This is a genomic window from Nocardia xishanensis NBRC 101358, from assembly GCF_001613365.1.
Taxonomy (GTDB): domain Bacteria; phylum Actinomycetota; class Actinomycetes; order Mycobacteriales; family Mycobacteriaceae; genus Nocardia; species Nocardia xishanensis.
This window is the reverse complement of record NZ_BDCF01000003.1, coordinates 33,089-49,433: the sequence shown is the minus strand read 5'-3', so window position 1 is coordinate 49,433 and position 16,345 is coordinate 33,089. Positions and strand designations below refer to the sequence as shown.

Sequence of the window (16,345 nt, the reverse complement as noted above, 5' to 3'; positions counted from 1 at the left end):
TGCTTTCCGGCTGTGATAGCCGGGTGGCACAGGGATGGTGGCAGGAGTGGCCCCCGGCGGCGGGCGCGTTCGTGATGGCCACCGGCATCGTGTCGATCGGGCTGCATCTCACCGGATACGAAGTGCTGTCGTGGATCTGGCTGACCATCGCCGCCCTGGTGTGGACGCTGCTCGCGATCGACTTCGTCACCCGCTTCGTACGCGACCGCCCTCGCTGGGCCTCCGAGGCCGATACCCCACCCGCGCTGACGGCGGTCGCGGCGACCACGGTGCTCGGCACCCGGATCTCGCTGCTCGGCTGGCAGGCGGTGGCCGCGCTGCTGCTCGTGGTGGCCGCGGTGGAGTGGCCGGTGCTGTTGACCACCGTGTTGCGGCACTGGCATCGGCGCATGCCGGGCGCGGTGTTCCTGGTGTGCGTTTCGACGCAAGGTGTCGCGGTGCTCTCGGCCACGCTGGCCACCGCGCTGGGCCTGGGTTGGCTGCTGTATGTGGCGCTCGTCTTCTTCACCGTCGGGCTGTGCCTCTACCTGGCGGCCTTCGCGTATTTCGATGTCGGACAGGTCTGGACCGGCGCCGGCGATCACTGGGTGGCTACCGGTGCGCTGGCCATCTCGGCACTGGCGGGCGCAAAACTCGTGGCGGCGCACCAGTGGACCGGCGTCACACAGGACGTCCTTCGGGTGACCACACTGATCGTGTTGGGGCTCAACCTCTTCGGATACACGGTGCTGCTGCTGGCCGAGGCCGTCCGACCCCGGCGGCAATACGACATCCGGCGCTGGGCCACGGTTTTCCCGCTCGGCATGACCTCGGTCGCCGCGTTCTCCACCGGCGCCGCGATCGACGCGGCGGGCCTGCGACTGCTCGGCAGGCTGCTGCTGGTGATCGCGGTCGGCGCCTGGCTGCTCACCTTGGTCGCATTGATCACCGACCGAACCACTTTCGCGCCCAACCGCGCGCGCTGAGCGAGCCCGTCGCGTCGAGCGCTCCGTGCCGCTGCGCGGGGGCACTGTTCCCGGGCGGTAGCGTCGGCGGCATGAGCAGCCTGGAGGTGGCAATCGTCGGATACGGTCTGGCGGGCGCGGTGTTCCACGCCCCGCTGATCGCCGCGGAGCCGCGGATGCGGGTGGCGGCGGTGGTCACCGGATCGGCGGAGCGAGCCGAGCAGGCTCGCCGCGCGCACGACGGGGTGCGGGTGTTCCCGGACGCCGACGCGCTGTTCGAAGACCTCCGCGGCATCGGCCTCGTGGTCGTGGCCACGCCCAATCACACCCACGCGCCGCTGACCGCGCGAGCGTTGGACGCCGGGATTCCGACGGTGGTGGACAAGCCGTTCGCCGTCACCGTCGCCGAGGCCGAGGAGCTGGTGACACGGGCCGATCGGGCGGGCGTCGCCATGTCGGTCTTCCAGAACCGGCGCTGGGACGGCGATTTCCGGACGGTCCGCGCACTGGTCGAGAACGGCACGCTCGGCACGGTGCGACGCTTCGAGTCCCGGTTCGAGCGGTGGCGTCCGGTGTCCAAGGGCGGATGGCGGGAGATCGGCAGCGCCGCCGAGGGTGCGGGTCTGCTCTTCGATCTGGGCAGCCACCTGGTGGATCAGGCGCTCACCCTGTTCGGGCCGGTCCGCTCGGTGTACGGCGAACTCGACCGTCGCCGCCCCGGCATCCAGACCGACGACGACGTCTTCCTCGCGCTGACCCACGAGAACGGTGTCCGTTCGCACTTGTGGATGAGCGCGGTGTCGCCCCAGCTCGGCCCGCGCTTCCGGGTGCTCGGAGCGGAGGCCGGTTACGTCACCTACGGCCTCGACCCGCAAGAAGAAGCGCTGCGCGCCGGCCGCGGCCCGCGCGAGGACGACTGGGGCTCGGTCGACTCCGAGCGGTGGGGACTGCTCGGCGCGGAACCGGATCTGTCGCCGTATCCGACGCTGGCGGGCGACTACCCCGCCTTCTACGCCGAGATGGCCGCCGCGATCCTCGACGGCGCGCCGGTGCCGGTGAATCCGCGCGACGCCGTCGCGGCGCTGCGGGTGCTCGAGGCCGCGCGGCGCTCGTCCGGCTCCGGGACGCCCGTACCACTCACCTGAACGGACGCCCGCGCGGGTCCGACCCGGTGCGATTCCGGCGCGCGACCGATAGGGTGCGGCGGTGAACACCGCCGAACTGGTCGACCGCGGCGCCTCCATCGCGGATCGGCTCACCACCACGCAGACCCCGCCGCCCTGGGAGCTGGTCGTCGTCACGGGGGTGGCGGCGCTGGTGCTGGTCGGCTACAGCCCGCTGTGGCGCCTCACCCGCAACGTCGTCACCATCGCGCACGAAGGCGGCCATGCGCTCACCGCGCTGCTCACCGGACGCAGGCTGAACAGCATCACGCTGCATTCGGACACCTCGGGGCTGACCGTCTCCAGCGGAAAACCCTATGGCCCCGGCATGATATTCACCGCCATGGCGGGTTATCCCGCGCCACCGCTGCTCGGCCTCGGCTTCGCCGCCCTGCTCGGCGCCGACCGCATCACGCTGATGCTGTGGACGTCCATCGCGCTGCTCGCCGCCGTGCTGATCAAGGTCCGCAATATCTACGGCCTGTTCACGGTGTTCGCGCTGGGCGCCACGGTGTTCGCGGTGTCGTGGTTCGGAACCGACACGGTGCAGGCCGCTTTCGCCTACCTCGCCGCCTGGTTCCTGCTGCTCGCAGGGCTGCGTCCGGTCATCGAGATGCAACGCGGGCGGGTGCACCGCTGGCGCCAGCCGGGCAATGTCGACTCCGACGCCGATCAACTGGCCCGCCTGACCCACATCCCGGCACTGCTGTGGGTCCTCTTCTTCGGGGCGCTCGCGCTGGCCGCGCTGCTGTTCGGCGGCGGACTGATGCTGTCGGACGCGACAGGGATCTGCCTGCCGGTGGTCTCCGGCGAATGCGCGCCGCCCAGCGTACAGGCCCCGTGATTCCGCATACCCTGTTCGCCGGTCCCGGCTTGGGCCCCAATGCCCGCTGGACCGGATCGGCGCGCTCACGACCGGTGCTGGAACCCGTCGATCTCCTCGCCGAGGCGCGCCAAGAACTCGGAGTACCTGTATCTCCCGCGGATGAGCTGGTAGGCCAGAATCTCGTCCTTGTCGAGCGCGTCGATCTCCGCCAGCTCGCCCAAATGCCGGATGAGATCCCTCTTTCCGGGCGCGTCGGCCCATCCACTGTCGCCCGCGAAGTCGATCCGTTCCAGGATTCGCTGGTGTGCGACCGATCGCTCCGTGGAGTGAATCCTCAGTTCTACGAGGTTCACCGCACCTATTTCGTCCGCCCAACGGGCGCAGGAGAAGAACTGGTCTTCGACGACCGCGATCGGACTGTCGCGTGTGTATCTGGTCGCCAGCTCGAGTTCCTTCAGCGCGGGCGCGTAGACCAGGGCCGGGTGACCTAGACCGATCGGGGATTGATTCGAGTTCCGGGGTGTGAGGATCGTCCGGTTCCGTGCGTACTGCTTCAGTGGCCCCGAATAGTCGAGAGTGCCTTTCTGCGGCACGATGACGATCGCGGACGAGCAGGCGCCGAGACGCTCCAGGAAGGCGGCTGCCATCTCGACGGCTGGATCGTATCCGGTTTCTCGACGGAACGGGATGTACGCAGCTCGTGGGAGAGCGATCATGCAGGAACCATCCCGCTGAGTAGCAGCGTCGTTACAGCAAATCCTCGAACCCATCGTGGGGCGCGCCGAGTCGCGACCTGCCAGGTGTCGGCAAACATGTCGATATCCCTCCGCTTGAACTCGAAATGGTTTGAACGGTAAGGCACTTCGTCCAATTGATCGTCGGGCCGCTTGCTGTCACCACGACGTCAAGGTACCCCGCCCGCGGAGCCACACGTTACCGCTGCTGCCGGATAACCGAGACTCAGGTCGGGCGGGCGCTGACCAGTACCGCGATCGTCTCCCGAACCAGGTCCGCGGGCGCGCGGGTGGCGTCGACGACGATGCCTCGTTCGTCGGCGCCGAGCGGTTCCAGTGTGTCGAGCTGGGAGTCGAGCAGGCTCGCCGACATGAAATGGTCGCGGCGCGTTGACATCCGGCGGGCAAGCTCTTCGCGCGAGGTCGTCAGATGCAGGAACAGGACGTCGGTCGCGGCCGCCCGCAGCCGATCCCGATAGTCGCGCTTCAGTGCCGAACAGCTGACGACGCCGCCCTCGGCCGCCCGTTCGCCCAGCCAGGCGGCGATGCTGTCCAGCCACGGGACGCGGTCGGCATCGGTGAGCGGCTCACCGGCTCGCATCTTCGCGACGTTGGCCGGTGGGTGGAAATCGTCGCCCTCGGCGAACAGGACGCCCAAGGCGTGCGCGAGCCTGCCGCCGATGGTCGACTTGCCCGCCCCGGAGACGCCCATGACGACGACGCGCGGAACGGGGGCTCGAGTCACGGGGTCCTCCTCGAAGACGGACGTGCGCCGGTGCGATCGCAGCCGACCCTAGTGGCATCGGCCACTCCCTGGGGTGCACGGCGCGAATCACCCAGATCCCTCGGGCACGATGGACTCCATGAAACTGCGCATCTTCACCGAGCCGCAGCAAGGCGCGGACTACGAGACCCTGCTGACCGTTGCGAAAGCCGCCGAGGATCTGGAGTTCGACGCGTTCTTCCGCTCCGACCACTACCTCGCCATGGGCGGCTCCGACGGTCTGCCCGGCCCCACCGACGCCTGGATCACCCTCGCGGGCCTGGCCAGGGAGACCCGCCGGATCCGGCTGGGCACGCTGGTCACCGCCGCGACCTTCCGGCTGCCCGGACCGCTGGCGATCCAGGTCGCGCAGGTCGATCGGATGTCCGGCGGCCGCGTCGAGTTCGGCCTCGGCACAGGCTGGTTCGCCGAGGAGCACGCCGCGTACGGCATCCCGTTCCCCTCGGACAAGTTCGATCGCTTCGAGGAACAGCTAGCGATCGTCACCGGTCTATGGGCGACCAAGCCCGGCGACACCTTCGGTTTCGACGGCAAGCACTACCAGCTCACCGACTCCCCCGCGCTGCCGAAGCCGGTGCAGGACCCGTTGCCGGTGCTGATCGGCGGCCACGGCGCCACCCGCACGCCGCGGCTGGCCGCGCAGTACGCGAACGAGTTCAACATGCCCTTCGCCTCGCTGGAGGGCAGCGCCCGCCAGTTCGAGCGGGTCCGCGCCGCGGCCGAGTCGTACGGACGCCGCGCCGACGACCTCGTCTACTCCAATGCCCTGGTCGCCTGCGTCGGCAGCAACGACGCCGAGGTCGCCCGTCGCGCCGCCGCCATCGGCCGCGAGGTGGACGAGCTGAAGACCAACGGTCTGGCCGGAACGCCGGACGAGGTGGTCGACAAGATCGGCCGCTACACCGAGATCGGCGCGAGCCGCATCTACTTGCAGATCCTGGACCTCGACGACCTCGCGCACCTGGAGCTCATCGCGGACAGGGTCAAGTCCCAGCTCTGACGCCGCGCGGCGCGGCTGCCCTCGAACCGGGGTCGTCGCGCCGCTCGGTGCCGCCGGGTCCGGGTCGGTAGCCTTTCGATGTTCGACCGTTCGAAGGGAACCGACTGCGCGATGCAACCGCTCGGCACGAACGATCCGCGACGGATCGGCGATTACCGGCTTCTCGGCGTCCTCGGGGCGGGCGGAATGGGGCGGGTCTATCTCGGGCGCAACGCGGGCGGGCGCACCGTCGCGGTGAAGGTGATCCGACCGGATCTGGTTGGCGGCAACGAATTCCGGACCCGGTTCCGGCGCGAGGTGGCGGCGGCGCGACTGGTCGGCGGGCGCTTCACCGCCCCGGTGCTCGACGCCGACGTCGACGCCGACCCGCCCTGGCTGGCGACCGGTTATGTGGCGGGCTTCGCGCTGTCCGAGGCGGTGGAGCGGTTCGGCACCTTCCCGGAGAACACGCTTCTGGTGCTCGCTCACGGCTTGGCCGAGGCGCTGGTTGCGGTGCACGAGGCCGGGGTGGTGCATCGCGATCTGAAACCGTCCAATGTGCTGCTCGCGGTGGACGGGCCCAAGGTGATCGATTTCGGCATCGCGCGCGCCGTCGCGGACACCGCGCTGACCACCACCGGAAAGGTCATCGGCTCACCGGGTTTCATGTGCCCGGAGCAGGTGACCGGCGAGCCGGTCGGTCCGGCGAGCGATGTGTTCGCCCTCGGCGGCGTGCTGGCGTTCGCCGCCGCCGGGCACGGCCCGTTCGGCACGGGCGAGACGATGCACATGCTGTGGCGCATCGTGTACGAGGACCCGCACTTGGACGCCGTGCCGGATCGGCTGCGGCCCTTGATCGCGTCGTGCCTCGCCAAGGATCCCGTCGCCAGGCCGACGCCACATCGGCTGCTCGACGACCTGGCCGCGCTCGGGGTGCCCGAGCGCGCGGGATGGCTGCCCGCACCGGTTCTGGAGGAGGTGAGCGTGCGCGCGGTGCGGTTGCTCGACCTCGATTTCGGGCCGGTGGACGTGCCCGCCGAGCTGAGCGGACCTCCCGGCTTCTTCGCGCCCGTCGGGGAGGATCTCGGTCGGCCGACGATCGCCGGTGCGCCGCCGCCGGATGGAGCCGGTCATCGGGGCGAGCCATGGAACGCTTATCCGCCTCAGCAGCACGGAGCTTCGCCTGCGGGCCGAACACCATGGGAGCAAGGGGAATCCGGGCCGAATTCGCAGTGGCAACCCGTGCGACAAGGGCCTCTCGCAGCGCATAGTGCCGCCCCGCCCGCGGGTGCGAGCACCGCAGGCCGACCGACCCGAAGTGTTCGGCGCGGCCCGTTGCTGGCCGGACTGCTGATCGCCTGCGTGGTGGTCGCGCTCGGCGCGTTCGTCATCGGCATCCAGCTGCGCGGGTCAGGCGGCGACACCGAGGGAAGCGGGGCGTCCGCGTCAGCCGTCCCGGTCGTCGGGGCTTCCGGTACCGCGACCGGCGCGGCCGCGACGAGCGTGCCGAAGGCCTTCATCGGCACCTGGCGCGGCACCGCGGCGGACGGCCTGGTCACCTTCGACATCGAATTGACCGTCGAGCAAGGCGAAGTCGGGCAAGAGGTGGCCACCTCTTCCAATACCGGCAAGCTGTCCCGGCAGCGATGCGGGCGGATCGAACGGCTCACCGCCGCCACCGAGAACCAGCTCACCTTCGTCGCGCGGCTCACCGCCGACAGCCCCGGCGACTGCGCCGACAGCGGCTCCACCTCCACGGTGCGGCTCCAGCCGGACGGCTCGCTGTCCTACAGCACGCCGGGCATCTTCGGTGGCACCATCACGGGCACGCTGCACCGCGGCTGACGCCGCTTCCCGCCAGGATTTCGGCGGGGTTGGCGAGGCATGTCCGACCCGGGGCGAGGTCAGTTCGGCGGGTGCGGCGAATCCTCCAGTGCCGCAAGCGCTCCGGTCAGTGCTCCGAGGCAGGTCGAACGGACTTCGTCACGCGTGAGGCTGTCGTTTTCGAGCCAATCCAGGCACAGCGTGTGCACGAACATCAACCAGGACGTCAGGATTGCGGACACGGTCTCGCGGACCGCGCCGGTGACGCCGGTGGCGCGGAGTACGACCTCGCGCATCGCGGCGTGTTCCCCGTAGACGATGGCTTGCACGACCGGATCTCCGGACAGTGCGCGGTTGGCGGCGAGCACCGTGTTGCGGTTGGCGGCGAAGTACTCCAGGTGCGCGTCCAGCCCGGCCGCGACTTGCTCGGCGAGGGGGACATCGGGTTCGAACCGGACCTCGGATCGCAGCGATTCCGCGGCTCGCTGATAGATCGCGGCGAACAGAGCGCTCTTCTTCGGGAAGTGGCGGTAGAGCAGGGCGCGGGAAATGCCTTCTTCGCGTACGGCACCCTATGCGTCTGGGCCGCACGGGATTTGGAGCGGAATGCCGGACTGATCCATCTGCTGATGGCGGTATTCTTCGTCGGCGGTCTGGTTCGCCTGATGACGGTCGCCTACGTCGGCTGGCCACACTGGTTCTACATCGCCATGATGGTGGTGGAAATCGTTACGCCGCTGGTCGTTTCCCCGCTGCTCCAGCGTGTGACCGGACGCACGGCGCACGCAGATTTGATCGAGCTGGCCCGATGACGACGGATGCGGCGAGATCCCCACTCTCCAATAGCGGCGGGGACGCCGGCGAAGTCGCGGCATCGTCGTGACGAGCGTCACGGCGTAATGGGAAATCACCAGCACCGACAATGCCGACAACCCGAATTCACCACTACCCGTGTGATACTCGTTCGGTTGACAGGCCCAGTCCTCAGATTGGTTCTCGGACGACACAGGGCCACGCCCTCGGTGTAGCACAGGCCCCGAACTCGAAAAACGGAGCAGCGATGAATTCGGCAGGCACGCGCGTCGCACACGTGAAAGGTTCCGCGCGCACGACACTCGCTCTGGCGATCTCGCTCGCACTGTTGGTCGCGGCGGCGCTGGTGGGTGTCGACGCACCGCGAGCACGCGCCGTCGGCGTCGATACCGCTTGCGGCACACCGCTGTCGGCCGCCGAAGTGGACGCCGTTGTCGAACTCTCCGACACCACCGCGCTGACCGGCGCCACCATGCAGCGGCTGGAACAGGCGGTCGCCAACCACCGTCGTATCGTCGAGATCCTCGCCGAGCACGGTGACCGGCGCGGCGTGTTCGCGATCGGGCTCGACGCCATCGAACAGGCGGCGGTGATGCCGCTTCAGCGCACCGAGGCGGCCTTCGACGACCCGGACTGGTCGCACCGGATCAGCCTCGATCTGCTGTCCCGCTTCCTGCGCAACCTGCACGCCGAATTCAGCGGCGGCGCAACGGAACCGCAGTGGGCGCACTACTTCGCCCTGACGAAACAGTGCCTGCTCTCCCCCGCAAGGGTCGCGATGGCGGGCTACAACGCACACCTCAGCGTCGACCTCTCGTTCTCGGTGGCGGCAGTGCGCGGCACCCCCGCGAACGGACCGGACTATTTCCGGCTCGTCGACGCCATCGCCACCGAGGGCTTCCGCATCGTCGAGGTCACCAAGGCGGTTTACGGCGGCGACCTCGGTCCGCTGTGGCGCTTCTATTTCCTCGGTGAGGGGCTCGACGCCGTCCTCGGCGCGGGCGTCGCGACCAGCCCCCTGCTTCGTCTGGCCGACGCGGGCGCCAACGTCCTGATCTTCGGCAACGGCCTCGCCCTGCAAGATCCGGCCCTGGCCGCTACCGTCCGTGCCGAGATGGATCTTCTGTGGCACAGCGCCGACGCCGCTTTCGAAGTCCTCGCCGCGCTCGGCGGGCTGTGAAACGGCTCCACCGCGGCGGGTTCCCCCAGCTTCCCGCAGGCGGGGCCGCTCCTGACTCGCCGGAGCGGCCCCGTGCGCGAGGTCGCGGTCAGGACGACATGGGGATGTCCAGGTAGGCCGGACCGCGCTCATCGGAGAGCATGACGGTCCCGGCGATGGTTTCGTCGCCGTATAGATGATCCTTGGTGTCGATGATCATCGTCAATTTGTGACCAGCGCGGATCCAGTAGTCGGCGGCCTGCAATCGGACGTTCACCGCGCACGGCTGACCGGCCTCCGCGTTCTGCGCCGTGACGGCCGCATGGGTGATGACCCGCATCTTGCCGGTGAAGGGATTGAGGTCGAGCAGATAGGCGACCACGGTCACCGTCTTCTCGGAGGGGGTGACGGTGACCTGCACCTCGGGGACGCCCGCGATGCGCTGGGGCCTGGGCAGCGCATCGGTGGTCCAGACGGCGGCGGCGCCGCGGTCGACGTCGTCGAGCAGTTGGCGCTTGGGCATGAGAAGCCGCTCGAGGAAACCGTCGAATACCAGCGAGCTCGCCGCCTGAACCTCTTCGCTGCCAACCCGAATGCGCTGGCTGTAGGCCGACGCGGGAGCCGGGATCAACGCGCCGTCGGTGGATCCGCCGCTGGGGGCGCTGAGGTAGTAGCGAAGCATCGACTTCGACCAGGATTTCAGGTCCGCGGCGGACTTCATGACGAAGGTGTCCATCGTCTCGGTGTGCACGACGCCGTCGCGGTCGATGCCGTTGTCCACGCCGCGCAGGTGGTGGTCGAGCCAGTCGTAGGCCGCTTCGGTGGTCCGGGTGTACACGCCGAGGGTGACTCCGGGAATCTCCACGGCGCCGTGGTCGCCAACGGCGAGATCGAGGCGCTTGGAGCCGGGGTAGCGATCGAAGTAGTCGAGCAGCTGGTTCTGCGGAAAGATGGTCTCGTGCCAGTAGCTGGTGAAAAAGGTCGGCACAGCTCGTGCGCCCGGTTCCATGTGCGCGGGCGAGCGTTGTTCCGCCCAGTTCAGCACCTCGTCGATATTGGTGTTCTGCCGGAAGTCCTCGAGCACCCTCCGCAGGTCGGCACTGGGCCGGTCGCTGATCGCGGCGAGAGCTTCCGCGGCCAGGATGTGCCGCGTCCGGTTGTCGTAGAGCGCTCGGCCCAGGTCCGCCCACGTGCTCAGCGCGACGACCGCCTTGACCCGCGGCTCCGAGTTCGCGACCAGCTGGCTGATACCGGAACCGTAGGAGATGCCCATCATGCCGATCCGCTCCGGATCGGCGTCGAGTCCGGTGCTCCCGAGCGCCCAGTCGATAACCTTGCGCCCGTCCGCGACGTCTTCCGGCCCGGCCACCGTCAGCTCGCCTTGGGAACCCGGCAGACCCCGTTCGGTGTACGCGACTACGGCGTAGCGGCGCATCAGCAATCGGATGATGGCGCCGCCGTACATCTTCCAGCCGGACGGGTCGAGTCCGGCGGGCAGGACGATCAGCGGGTGCGGGCCGCCGGTGAGCGGACAGGCGGCGAACGCGTCCAGCAGCACGCCTCCCTCGCCGGGTATTTGCACGGCGTCGATGCGGCACTGCGTGCGGACCGCGTCGATGTCGTCGACGAGGTCGGCCGGGACGCCCGCGGCGTTTCCGGTGAGCAGGTCGCGCACGACCGCTTCGACGTCGGATTCCTGATCGGAAGAAAGCAACCGCAGTCGGTCCTGGGGAGTCTGTGACATGTCCATTCCTTTCGATCCTTTTTGTCCGAAGGCGTTCCCGATGCCGGGCCGACCCTCACCCGAACAGGAGGAGGGGTCGGCGCACCGCCGCGCAGAAACCATTCCGATGCGGAGATACCTTGTCGCACAAGCTGATCGACGCGACGGCCCGCTGCATTGCCACGCACCGTCCACACGCTCCAGCGGCCGCGCCGCGGGCTACCGATTCAGGTCACCGCGCTGTCCGCTCGGCGATCGGGTTCCGGGGTGCGGCGATCGTTTGGCACAGCGACGACTATTCGAGGAATCCGACCGTAAGCACTGAATCCCGGGGCTTCCGGCCCCGATTCTGATCAAGTACCGTTGTGCGCCTTCACGTCTCGAACGCTGTACCGATCTCTGCCCGTGGGGAATTTTACCGCCCGCCTCGAACCTTCGTGGTCGAATCTCCGACGGCGGTCGCCGTCACATCGGCGCTTCCGATGTGCCCTGCCCGGTGCATGCCCGGGCCGGCGGGCGGTAATCACGCCGCGACCGGCCGCGCGGCCCCTCGTTTCTCCCGGCGCCGACACAGTGCATGATCGAGAAGGGCGGTACGAGCACCGAGGCCTCCGGTCTCGGGCACACCGCTCAGCGGTGGAGAGCGGGCTCGGTTCGTTCACCGAACTCGCGGACCGTGCCGGTCGAGCGGACAGGGAGCACAATCATGGGATCTGTGCGGGTGAAGGCTAGGGCAGCGACCTACGCCGCCCTGCTCGCTGTCTCCGTGGTCGCCGCCTGTAGCTCCGAGCGCACACAGACCGGGGAGACGACGACGCCGATCGTGACCAGCACCGTCGCGAGCAGCCCGTCCGGCGTGCCCGATCTGGCGTCCCCCGAGGAAGTGGCGCAGGGAATCGATGTGCCGTGGGGTCTCGCGTTCCTGCCCGACGGCACGGCGCTGGTCGCGGAGCGCGACACGGGGAAGATCTTGCGCGTGGCGCCAGGACGGCCGCCGGAGGCGGTGTACGACGTACCAGGGGTCGCCGCGGGCGGCGAAGGCGGACTGCTCGGTCTCGCCGCATCGCCACAGTTTGCCGAAAATGGTTACGTCTATGCCTATTTCACCGCGAGCTCGGACAACCGGATCGTGCGATTCCGGCTCGGCGGACCACCCGAGGTCGTCTTCGACGGCATCGCCAAGGCGGGCATCCACAATGGCGGGCGGATCGCGTTCGGGCCCGACGGCATGCTCTACGTCGGCACCGGCGACGCGGCACGCAGCGCGCTTGCCCAGGATCCGGCCTCGCCGAACGGCAAGATCCTGCGTCTGACGCCGGACGGCAGACCCGCGCCGGGCAATCCGAATCCGGATTCGCCGGTCTACAGCCTCGGCCACCGGAACGTGCAGGGTCTCGCGTGGGATCGGGCGGGCCGGTTGTTCGCCGCCGAGTTCGGCCAGAATCGCCTCGACGAGATCAATCTCATCGAGCCGAACCGCAACTACGGGTGGCCCGCGGTGGAGGGCGGTGGCGGCGCGGGACGCGGTTACGCCGACCCGGTCGTCACGTGGACCACGGCCGAGGCGTCGCCGTCGGGCATCGCCATCGCGGGCGACACCCTCTACGCCGCGGCGCTGCGCGGCGAAAGGCTGTGGACCGTACCGTTGATGGACGGATCGGCGGGCACACCGCGAGCGTTGTTCGAGGAGCGATACGGTCGACTGCGCACCGTGGCGGTGGCGCCGGACGGAGCACTGTGGGTAACCACCTCGAACACCGACGGCCGCGGCGACGTGCGTCCCGGCGACGACCGCATCCTCCGGTTCCCGGCGCGCTGAACCAGCTCAGCCGTTGTCCCGCAACGGGATCCGCAGTCCTTCCGACTCCGCGACGGACATGGCTCGCTCGTATCCCGCGTCCGCGTGCCGCAGCACGCCCATCGCCGGATCGTTGGTCAGCACGCGTTCGAGTTTCTGCCCCGCAGGCTCGGTGCCGTCGGCCACACACACCTGCCCGGCGTGTATCGACCTCCCGATGCCGACACCACCGCCGTGGTGGATGGACACCCAGCTGGCCCCGGACGCGGTGTTCACCAGGGCATTGAGCAGCGGCCAGTCCGCGATGGCGTCGGAACCGTCTGCCATCGCCTCGGTTTCGCGGTAGGGCGAGGCGACGCTGCCGGAATCGAGATGGTCGCGGCCGATCACGACCGGCGCCCGCAGCTCGCCGCTCGCGACCATCTCGTTGAACCGCAATCCGGCCAGGTGCCGCTCGCCGTAGCCGAGCCAGCAGATCCGCGCGGGCAATCCCTGGAATGCCACGCGCTGCCCAGCCAGCGCGATCCACCGGCGCAGGGATTCGTTGTGCGGGAACAGGTCCAGGATCGCGCGATCGGTCGCGGCGATATCGGCGGGGTCACCGGACAGTGCAGCCCAGCGGAACGGTCCCTTGCCCGCGCAGAACAACGGCCGGATATAGGCGGGCACGAAACTTGGATAGTCGAAGGCTCTTTCGCATCCGCCGAGGCGGGCTTCACCGCGCAGCGAGTTGCCGTAGTCGAAGACCTCCGCGCCGCGGTCGAGGAAACGCAGCATGCCGTCGACGTGTTCGGCCATGGATTCCCTTGCACGCGCGGTGAATTCGTCGGGTTTGCGGGACGCGTAGCCGTGCCAGTCGGCCAAGTCGACAGCGCGGGGCAGGTAGGACAGCGGATCGTGGGCCGAGGTCTGGTCGGTGACGATGTCGGCGGGCAGGTCCGCCGCCGCCAGGCGCGGCAGCAGCTCCGCCGCGTTGCCGATCAGGCCGACGGACAACGCCTTTCGTTCCTCGCGCGCGGCGGTGACCCGGCGGATCGCGTCGTCGAAATCGTCGGCGATCTCGTCCAGATAGCGATCGTGCAGCCTGCGCCGCGCCCGCGCGGGATCGCATTCGACGATCAGCGCCGCGCCGCCGTTCATGGTCACCGCCAGCGGTTGCGCGCCGCCCATCCCGCCGAGGCCCGCGCTGAGCGTCAACGTGCCTGCCAGGGTGCCGCCGAACCGCTTGTCCGCGATGGCGGCGAAGGTCTCGTAGGTGCCCTGGAGGATGCCCTGGGTGCCGATGTAGATCCAGGAGCCCGCGGTCATCTGCCCGTACATGGTCAGCCCGAGCGCCTCCAGCCTGCGGAACTCGGGCCACGTCGCCCAATCTCCCACCAGATTCGAGTTCGCGATCAGCACCCGCGGCGCCCACTCGTGCGTGCGCAGCACGCCGACCGGTTTACCCGACTGCACCAGCAGCGTCTCGTCCGGCGCGAGCGTGGTCAGCGTGCGGCTGATCGCGTCGAAACTGGCCCAATCCCTGGCCGCCTTGCCGGTGCCGCCGTAGACCACCAGGTCGTGCGGGCGTTCGGCGACCTCGGGGTCGAGGTTGTTGTGCAGCATGCGCAGCGCGGCCTCCGTCTGCCAGGTGCGGGCCGTCAAATGGGTGCCGCGCGCCGCACGCACCGTCGGATGCTCCGTTGTCATCACTGCCTCCGTTCGCCGGGTACCGAATCCGACTCGACGTGCGGTGCGACCGCGCGCAGCAACGCGCCGTCGCGGATCAGGTCCGCGGCGGCCGCGATCTCCGGGGCGAGATGCCGATCCGGTCCCGGTCCATCGACCCTGGTGCGCAACAGCGCCACCGCCGCGGCGGTGGCGGGCGCCGGGCGCAGCGGGGCTCGGAATTCGAGCGCGCGGGCGGCGGTGAGGTATTCCACCGCGAGCACGGTGGTGAGCCCGTCCACCGCCGTGCGGAGTTTGCGCGCGGACGACCAGCCCATGGACACGTGGTCCTCCTGCATGGCGCTGCTCGGGATGGAATCCACCGAGGCGGGCACCGCGATCCGCTTCAGTTCGGCGACCAGCGCGGCCTGGGTGTACTGGGCGATCATGTGCCCGGAATCGACGCCGGGGTCGGCGGCCAGGAACGGCGGAAGTCCCTGGGAGCGAGCGACATCCAGCATGCGGTCGGTGCGGCGTTCGGCCATGCTCGCGAGGTCGGCGACCGGGATGGCCAGGAAATCGAGCACGTAGGCCAGTGGCGCGCCGTGGAAGTTGCCGTTGGATTCCAGGCGTCCATCGGCCAGCACCACCGGATTGTCGATGGCGGCGGCCAGCTCACGGTCGGCCACCGTCTCCGCGTAGGCGACGGTGTCGCGGGCCGCGCCGTGCACCTGCGGCGCGCACCGCAGCGAGTAGGCGTCCTGCGTTCGATGACAGTCCCGGTGGCTGGCCACGATCTGGGAACCGGCGAGCGCGGCCCGCATCCGCGCCGCGGCCAGCGCCTGGCCCGGGTGCGGCCGCAGGGCTTGCAGGTCGGCGGCGAAGACGCGGTCGGTGCCGAGCAGCGCTTCGACGCTCATCGCGGCGGTGACGTCGGCGACGTCGAGCAGCCGGTGCAGGTCGGCGAGCGCGAGCACCAGCATGCCGAGCATGCCCTCGGTGCCGTTGGTGAGGGCGAGCCCTTCCTTGTCCGCCAGCACGACGGGGGTGATGCCGCTGGCGCGCAGGGCTTCTCGGGCCTCGGTCCGGTGTCCCTCGGCATCGGTCACGGCGCCTTCGCCCATGAGCGCGAGAGCGACCGCGGCCAGCGGCGCGAGGTCGCCGGAGCAGCCGAGCGAGCCGAACTCGGGCACCTCGGGGGTGATGCCTGCGTTGAGCACGGCGGCCAGCGCGTGCACGGTCGCGGGCTGGGCTCCGGTGTATCCCGAGGCGAGGGTGCGCAGTCGCAGCACCATCTGCGCGCGCACCACCTCCCGCTGCACGGCGGGGCCCGCGCCCGCGGCGTGCGAGCGGATCAGCGATCGTTGCAGCGCGGCGCGGCGCTCCGGCGGGATGTGGCGGATCGCCAGCGCGCCGAATCCGGTGGAGACGCCGTAGGTCGGCGTCGGCGCCTCTGCCAAGGCGTCGACGTGCGCGCGAGCGGCGATCAGCCGCTGCTCGGCGGCGGCGCTCAAACGAACCGGAACGCCGTCGCGCGCGACCGCGACGACCTGTGCCCTGGTCAGCGGCCCATCGATTATCACGGCCGACTGCGACGCGATATCCGGCATGGCTCCATTCTGCGCCGAATGATCCGGCCCGCTCCGGCGAAACCACCTATATTGAGGGTCCGAATCAGCGACGACGTATCCGGGGGACTCGATGCGCGAACAGGTCGAATTCTGTCTCGTCGAAGACGGCGCCGACCCGGAACTGCTCAGCCACGACAGCGACCTGCTGCTCGCCGAACTACACGAACTCGGGCTCGAGGATCGAGTCTGATCATCGCCGATCAGCACTACAACGATCCGGGACTATCTGGAACTGCCCGGCGCGGCGCACGACGCGGCGGAACCTCGAGCGGCCTTCGCCGACCCTGATATCGCCTCCACCTGGTCGGCGCCGATACCGA

General features: G+C 69.4%; 14 protein-coding genes. 8 read left to right on the top strand and 6 right to left on the bottom strand.

Annotated elements, in window-relative coordinates:
- The first annotated feature begins 23 nt into the window (after positions 1-23).
- The 3 genes from NX1_RS04765 to NX1_RS04755 all read left to right on the top strand — a co-directional run bounded on the left by NX1_RS04765 (position 24) and on the right by NX1_RS04755 (position 2,951).
- The gene (locus NX1_RS04765; RefSeq protein ID WP_245668321.1) at positions 24-965 is read left to right on the top strand and encodes a tellurite resistance/C4-dicarboxylate transporter family protein; all 942 of its coding nucleotides are present in this window, start codon (positions 24-26) and stop codon (positions 963-965) included.
- 71 nt (positions 966-1,036) lie between these two features.
- Positions 1,037-2,089: a Gfo/Idh/MocA family oxidoreductase gene (locus NX1_RS04760; protein WP_068054366.1), complete on the top strand. Its 1,053-nt coding sequence runs from the start codon at positions 1,037-1,039 to the stop codon at positions 2,087-2,089.
- A 61-nt stretch (positions 2,090-2,150) separates the two neighbouring features.
- Positions 2,151-2,951, top strand: a complete 801-nt coding sequence (locus NX1_RS04755) for a M50 family metallopeptidase (RefSeq protein ID WP_068054363.1) — start codon at positions 2,151-2,153, stop codon at positions 2,949-2,951.
- A gap of 65 nt (positions 2,952-3,016) precedes the next feature.
- On the opposite strand, the gene NX1_RS04750 is transcribed toward NX1_RS04755, so the two are convergent.
- Positions 3,017-3,649 carry a hypothetical protein gene (locus tag NX1_RS04750; protein WP_169812183.1) on the bottom strand — a complete coding sequence of 211 codons (633 nt, stop codon included), beginning with the start codon at positions 3,647-3,649 and terminating at the stop codon, positions 3,017-3,019.
- Between the two features lie 244 nt (positions 3,650-3,893).
- On the bottom strand, positions 3,894-4,379 hold the full coding sequence (locus NX1_RS04745) for a gluconokinase (protein WP_068054356.1): 486 nt from the start codon (positions 4,377-4,379) through the stop codon (positions 3,894-3,896).
- 151 nt (positions 4,380-4,530) lie between these two features.
- On the opposite strand from NX1_RS04745, the gene NX1_RS04740 reads away from it, so the two are divergent.
- Both NX1_RS04740 and NX1_RS04735 read left to right on the top strand, forming a co-directional pair.
- A complete protein-coding gene (locus NX1_RS04740) occupies positions 4,531-5,451 on the top strand; it encodes an LLM class F420-dependent oxidoreductase (protein WP_068054565.1) in 921 nt (306 codons plus the stop codon).
- A gap of 78 nt (positions 5,452-5,529) precedes the next feature.
- Positions 5,530-7,275 carry a protein kinase domain-containing protein gene (locus tag NX1_RS04735; RefSeq protein ID WP_245668320.1) on the top strand — a complete coding sequence of 582 codons (1,746 nt, stop codon included), beginning with the start codon at positions 5,530-5,532 and terminating at the stop codon, positions 7,273-7,275.
- Positions 7,276-7,334: 59 nt separating this feature from the next.
- On the opposite strand, the gene NX1_RS35985 is transcribed toward NX1_RS04735, so the two are convergent.
- Positions 7,335-7,583 (bottom strand): hypothetical protein, encoded by a 249-nt coding sequence (locus NX1_RS35985; RefSeq protein WP_169812182.1) that lies wholly within the window; start codon positions 7,581-7,583, stop codon positions 7,335-7,337.
- Here NX1_RS35985 and NX1_RS35980 point away from each other — a divergent pair.
- Entirely contained in the window at positions 7,578-8,066 is a 489-nt protein-coding gene (locus tag NX1_RS35980; RefSeq protein ID WP_169812181.1) for a DUF4345 domain-containing protein, read from the top strand. The two genes, NX1_RS35985 and NX1_RS35980, sit on opposite strands and share 6 nt — an antisense overlap.
- Before the next feature lie 248 nt (positions 8,067-8,314).
- Positions 8,315-9,247: a DUF5995 family protein gene (locus NX1_RS04725; RefSeq protein ID WP_068054350.1), complete on the top strand. Its 933-nt coding sequence runs from the start codon at positions 8,315-8,317 to the stop codon at positions 9,245-9,247.
- A gap of 88 nt (positions 9,248-9,335) precedes the next feature.
- On the opposite strand, the gene NX1_RS04720 is transcribed toward NX1_RS04725, so the two are convergent.
- The gene (locus NX1_RS04720) at positions 9,336-10,970 is read right to left on the bottom strand and encodes a CocE/NonD family hydrolase (RefSeq protein ID WP_157119541.1); all 1,635 of its coding nucleotides are present in this window, start codon (positions 10,968-10,970) and stop codon (positions 9,336-9,338) included.
- 685 nt (positions 10,971-11,655) lie between these two features.
- On the opposite strand from NX1_RS04720, the gene NX1_RS04715 reads away from it, so the two are divergent.
- Positions 11,656-12,768: a PQQ-dependent sugar dehydrogenase gene (locus tag NX1_RS04715; protein ID WP_068054344.1), complete on the top strand. Its 1,113-nt coding sequence runs from the start codon at positions 11,656-11,658 to the stop codon at positions 12,766-12,768.
- Positions 12,769-12,774: 6 nt separating this feature from the next.
- On the opposite strand, the gene hutU is transcribed toward NX1_RS04715, so the two are convergent.
- Both hutU and hutH read right to left on the bottom strand, forming a co-directional pair.
- On the bottom strand, positions 12,775-14,436 hold the full coding sequence (gene hutU / locus NX1_RS04710; protein ID WP_068054341.1) for a urocanate hydratase: 1,662 nt from the start codon (positions 14,434-14,436) through the stop codon (positions 12,775-12,777).
- On the bottom strand, positions 14,436-16,004 hold the full coding sequence (hutH, locus tag NX1_RS04705) for a histidine ammonia-lyase (RefSeq protein ID WP_068054338.1): 1,569 nt from the start codon (positions 16,002-16,004) through the stop codon (positions 14,436-14,438). The genes hutU and hutH overlap by 1 nt, the downstream gene beginning before the upstream one ends.
- Positions 16,005-16,345 lie beyond the last annotated feature (341 nt).

What these genes read in the sequence shown, in the direction of transcription:
- NX1_RS04760 (WP_068054366.1), top strand. Translation starts at nt 1,037, where the DNA reads ATGAGCAGCCTGGAGGTGGCAATCGTCGGATACGGTCTGGCGGGCGCG.
- NX1_RS04740 (WP_068054565.1), top strand. Translation starts at nt 4,531, where the DNA reads ATGAAACTGCGCATCTTCACCGAGCCGCAGCAAGGCGCGGACTACGAG.
- hutU (WP_068054341.1), bottom strand. Translation starts at nt 14,436, where the DNA reads ATGACAACGGAGCATCCGACGGTGCGTGCGGCGCGCGGCACCCATTTG.
- NX1_RS04715 (WP_068054344.1), top strand. Translation starts at nt 11,656, where the DNA reads ATGGGATCTGTGCGGGTGAAGGCTAGGGCAGCGACCTACGCCGCCCTG.
- NX1_RS04750 (WP_169812183.1), bottom strand. Translation starts at nt 3,649, where the DNA reads ATGATCGCTCTCCCACGAGCTGCGTACATCCCGTTCCGTCGAGAAACC.
- NX1_RS04735 (WP_245668320.1), top strand. Translation starts at nt 5,530, where the DNA reads ATGTTCGACCGTTCGAAGGGAACCGACTGCGCGATGCAACCGCTCGGC.
- NX1_RS04720 (WP_157119541.1), bottom strand. Translation starts at nt 10,970, where the DNA reads ATGTCACAGACTCCCCAGGACCGACTGCGGTTGCTTTCTTCCGATCAG.
- NX1_RS04725 (WP_068054350.1), top strand. Translation starts at nt 8,315, where the DNA reads ATGAATTCGGCAGGCACGCGCGTCGCACACGTGAAAGGTTCCGCGCGC.
- NX1_RS04745 (WP_068054356.1), bottom strand. Translation starts at nt 4,379, where the DNA reads ATGGGCGTCTCCGGGGCGGGCAAGTCGACCATCGGCGGCAGGCTCGCG.
- hutH (WP_068054338.1), bottom strand. Translation starts at nt 16,004, where the DNA reads ATGCCGGATATCGCGTCGCAGTCGGCCGTGATAATCGATGGGCCGCTG.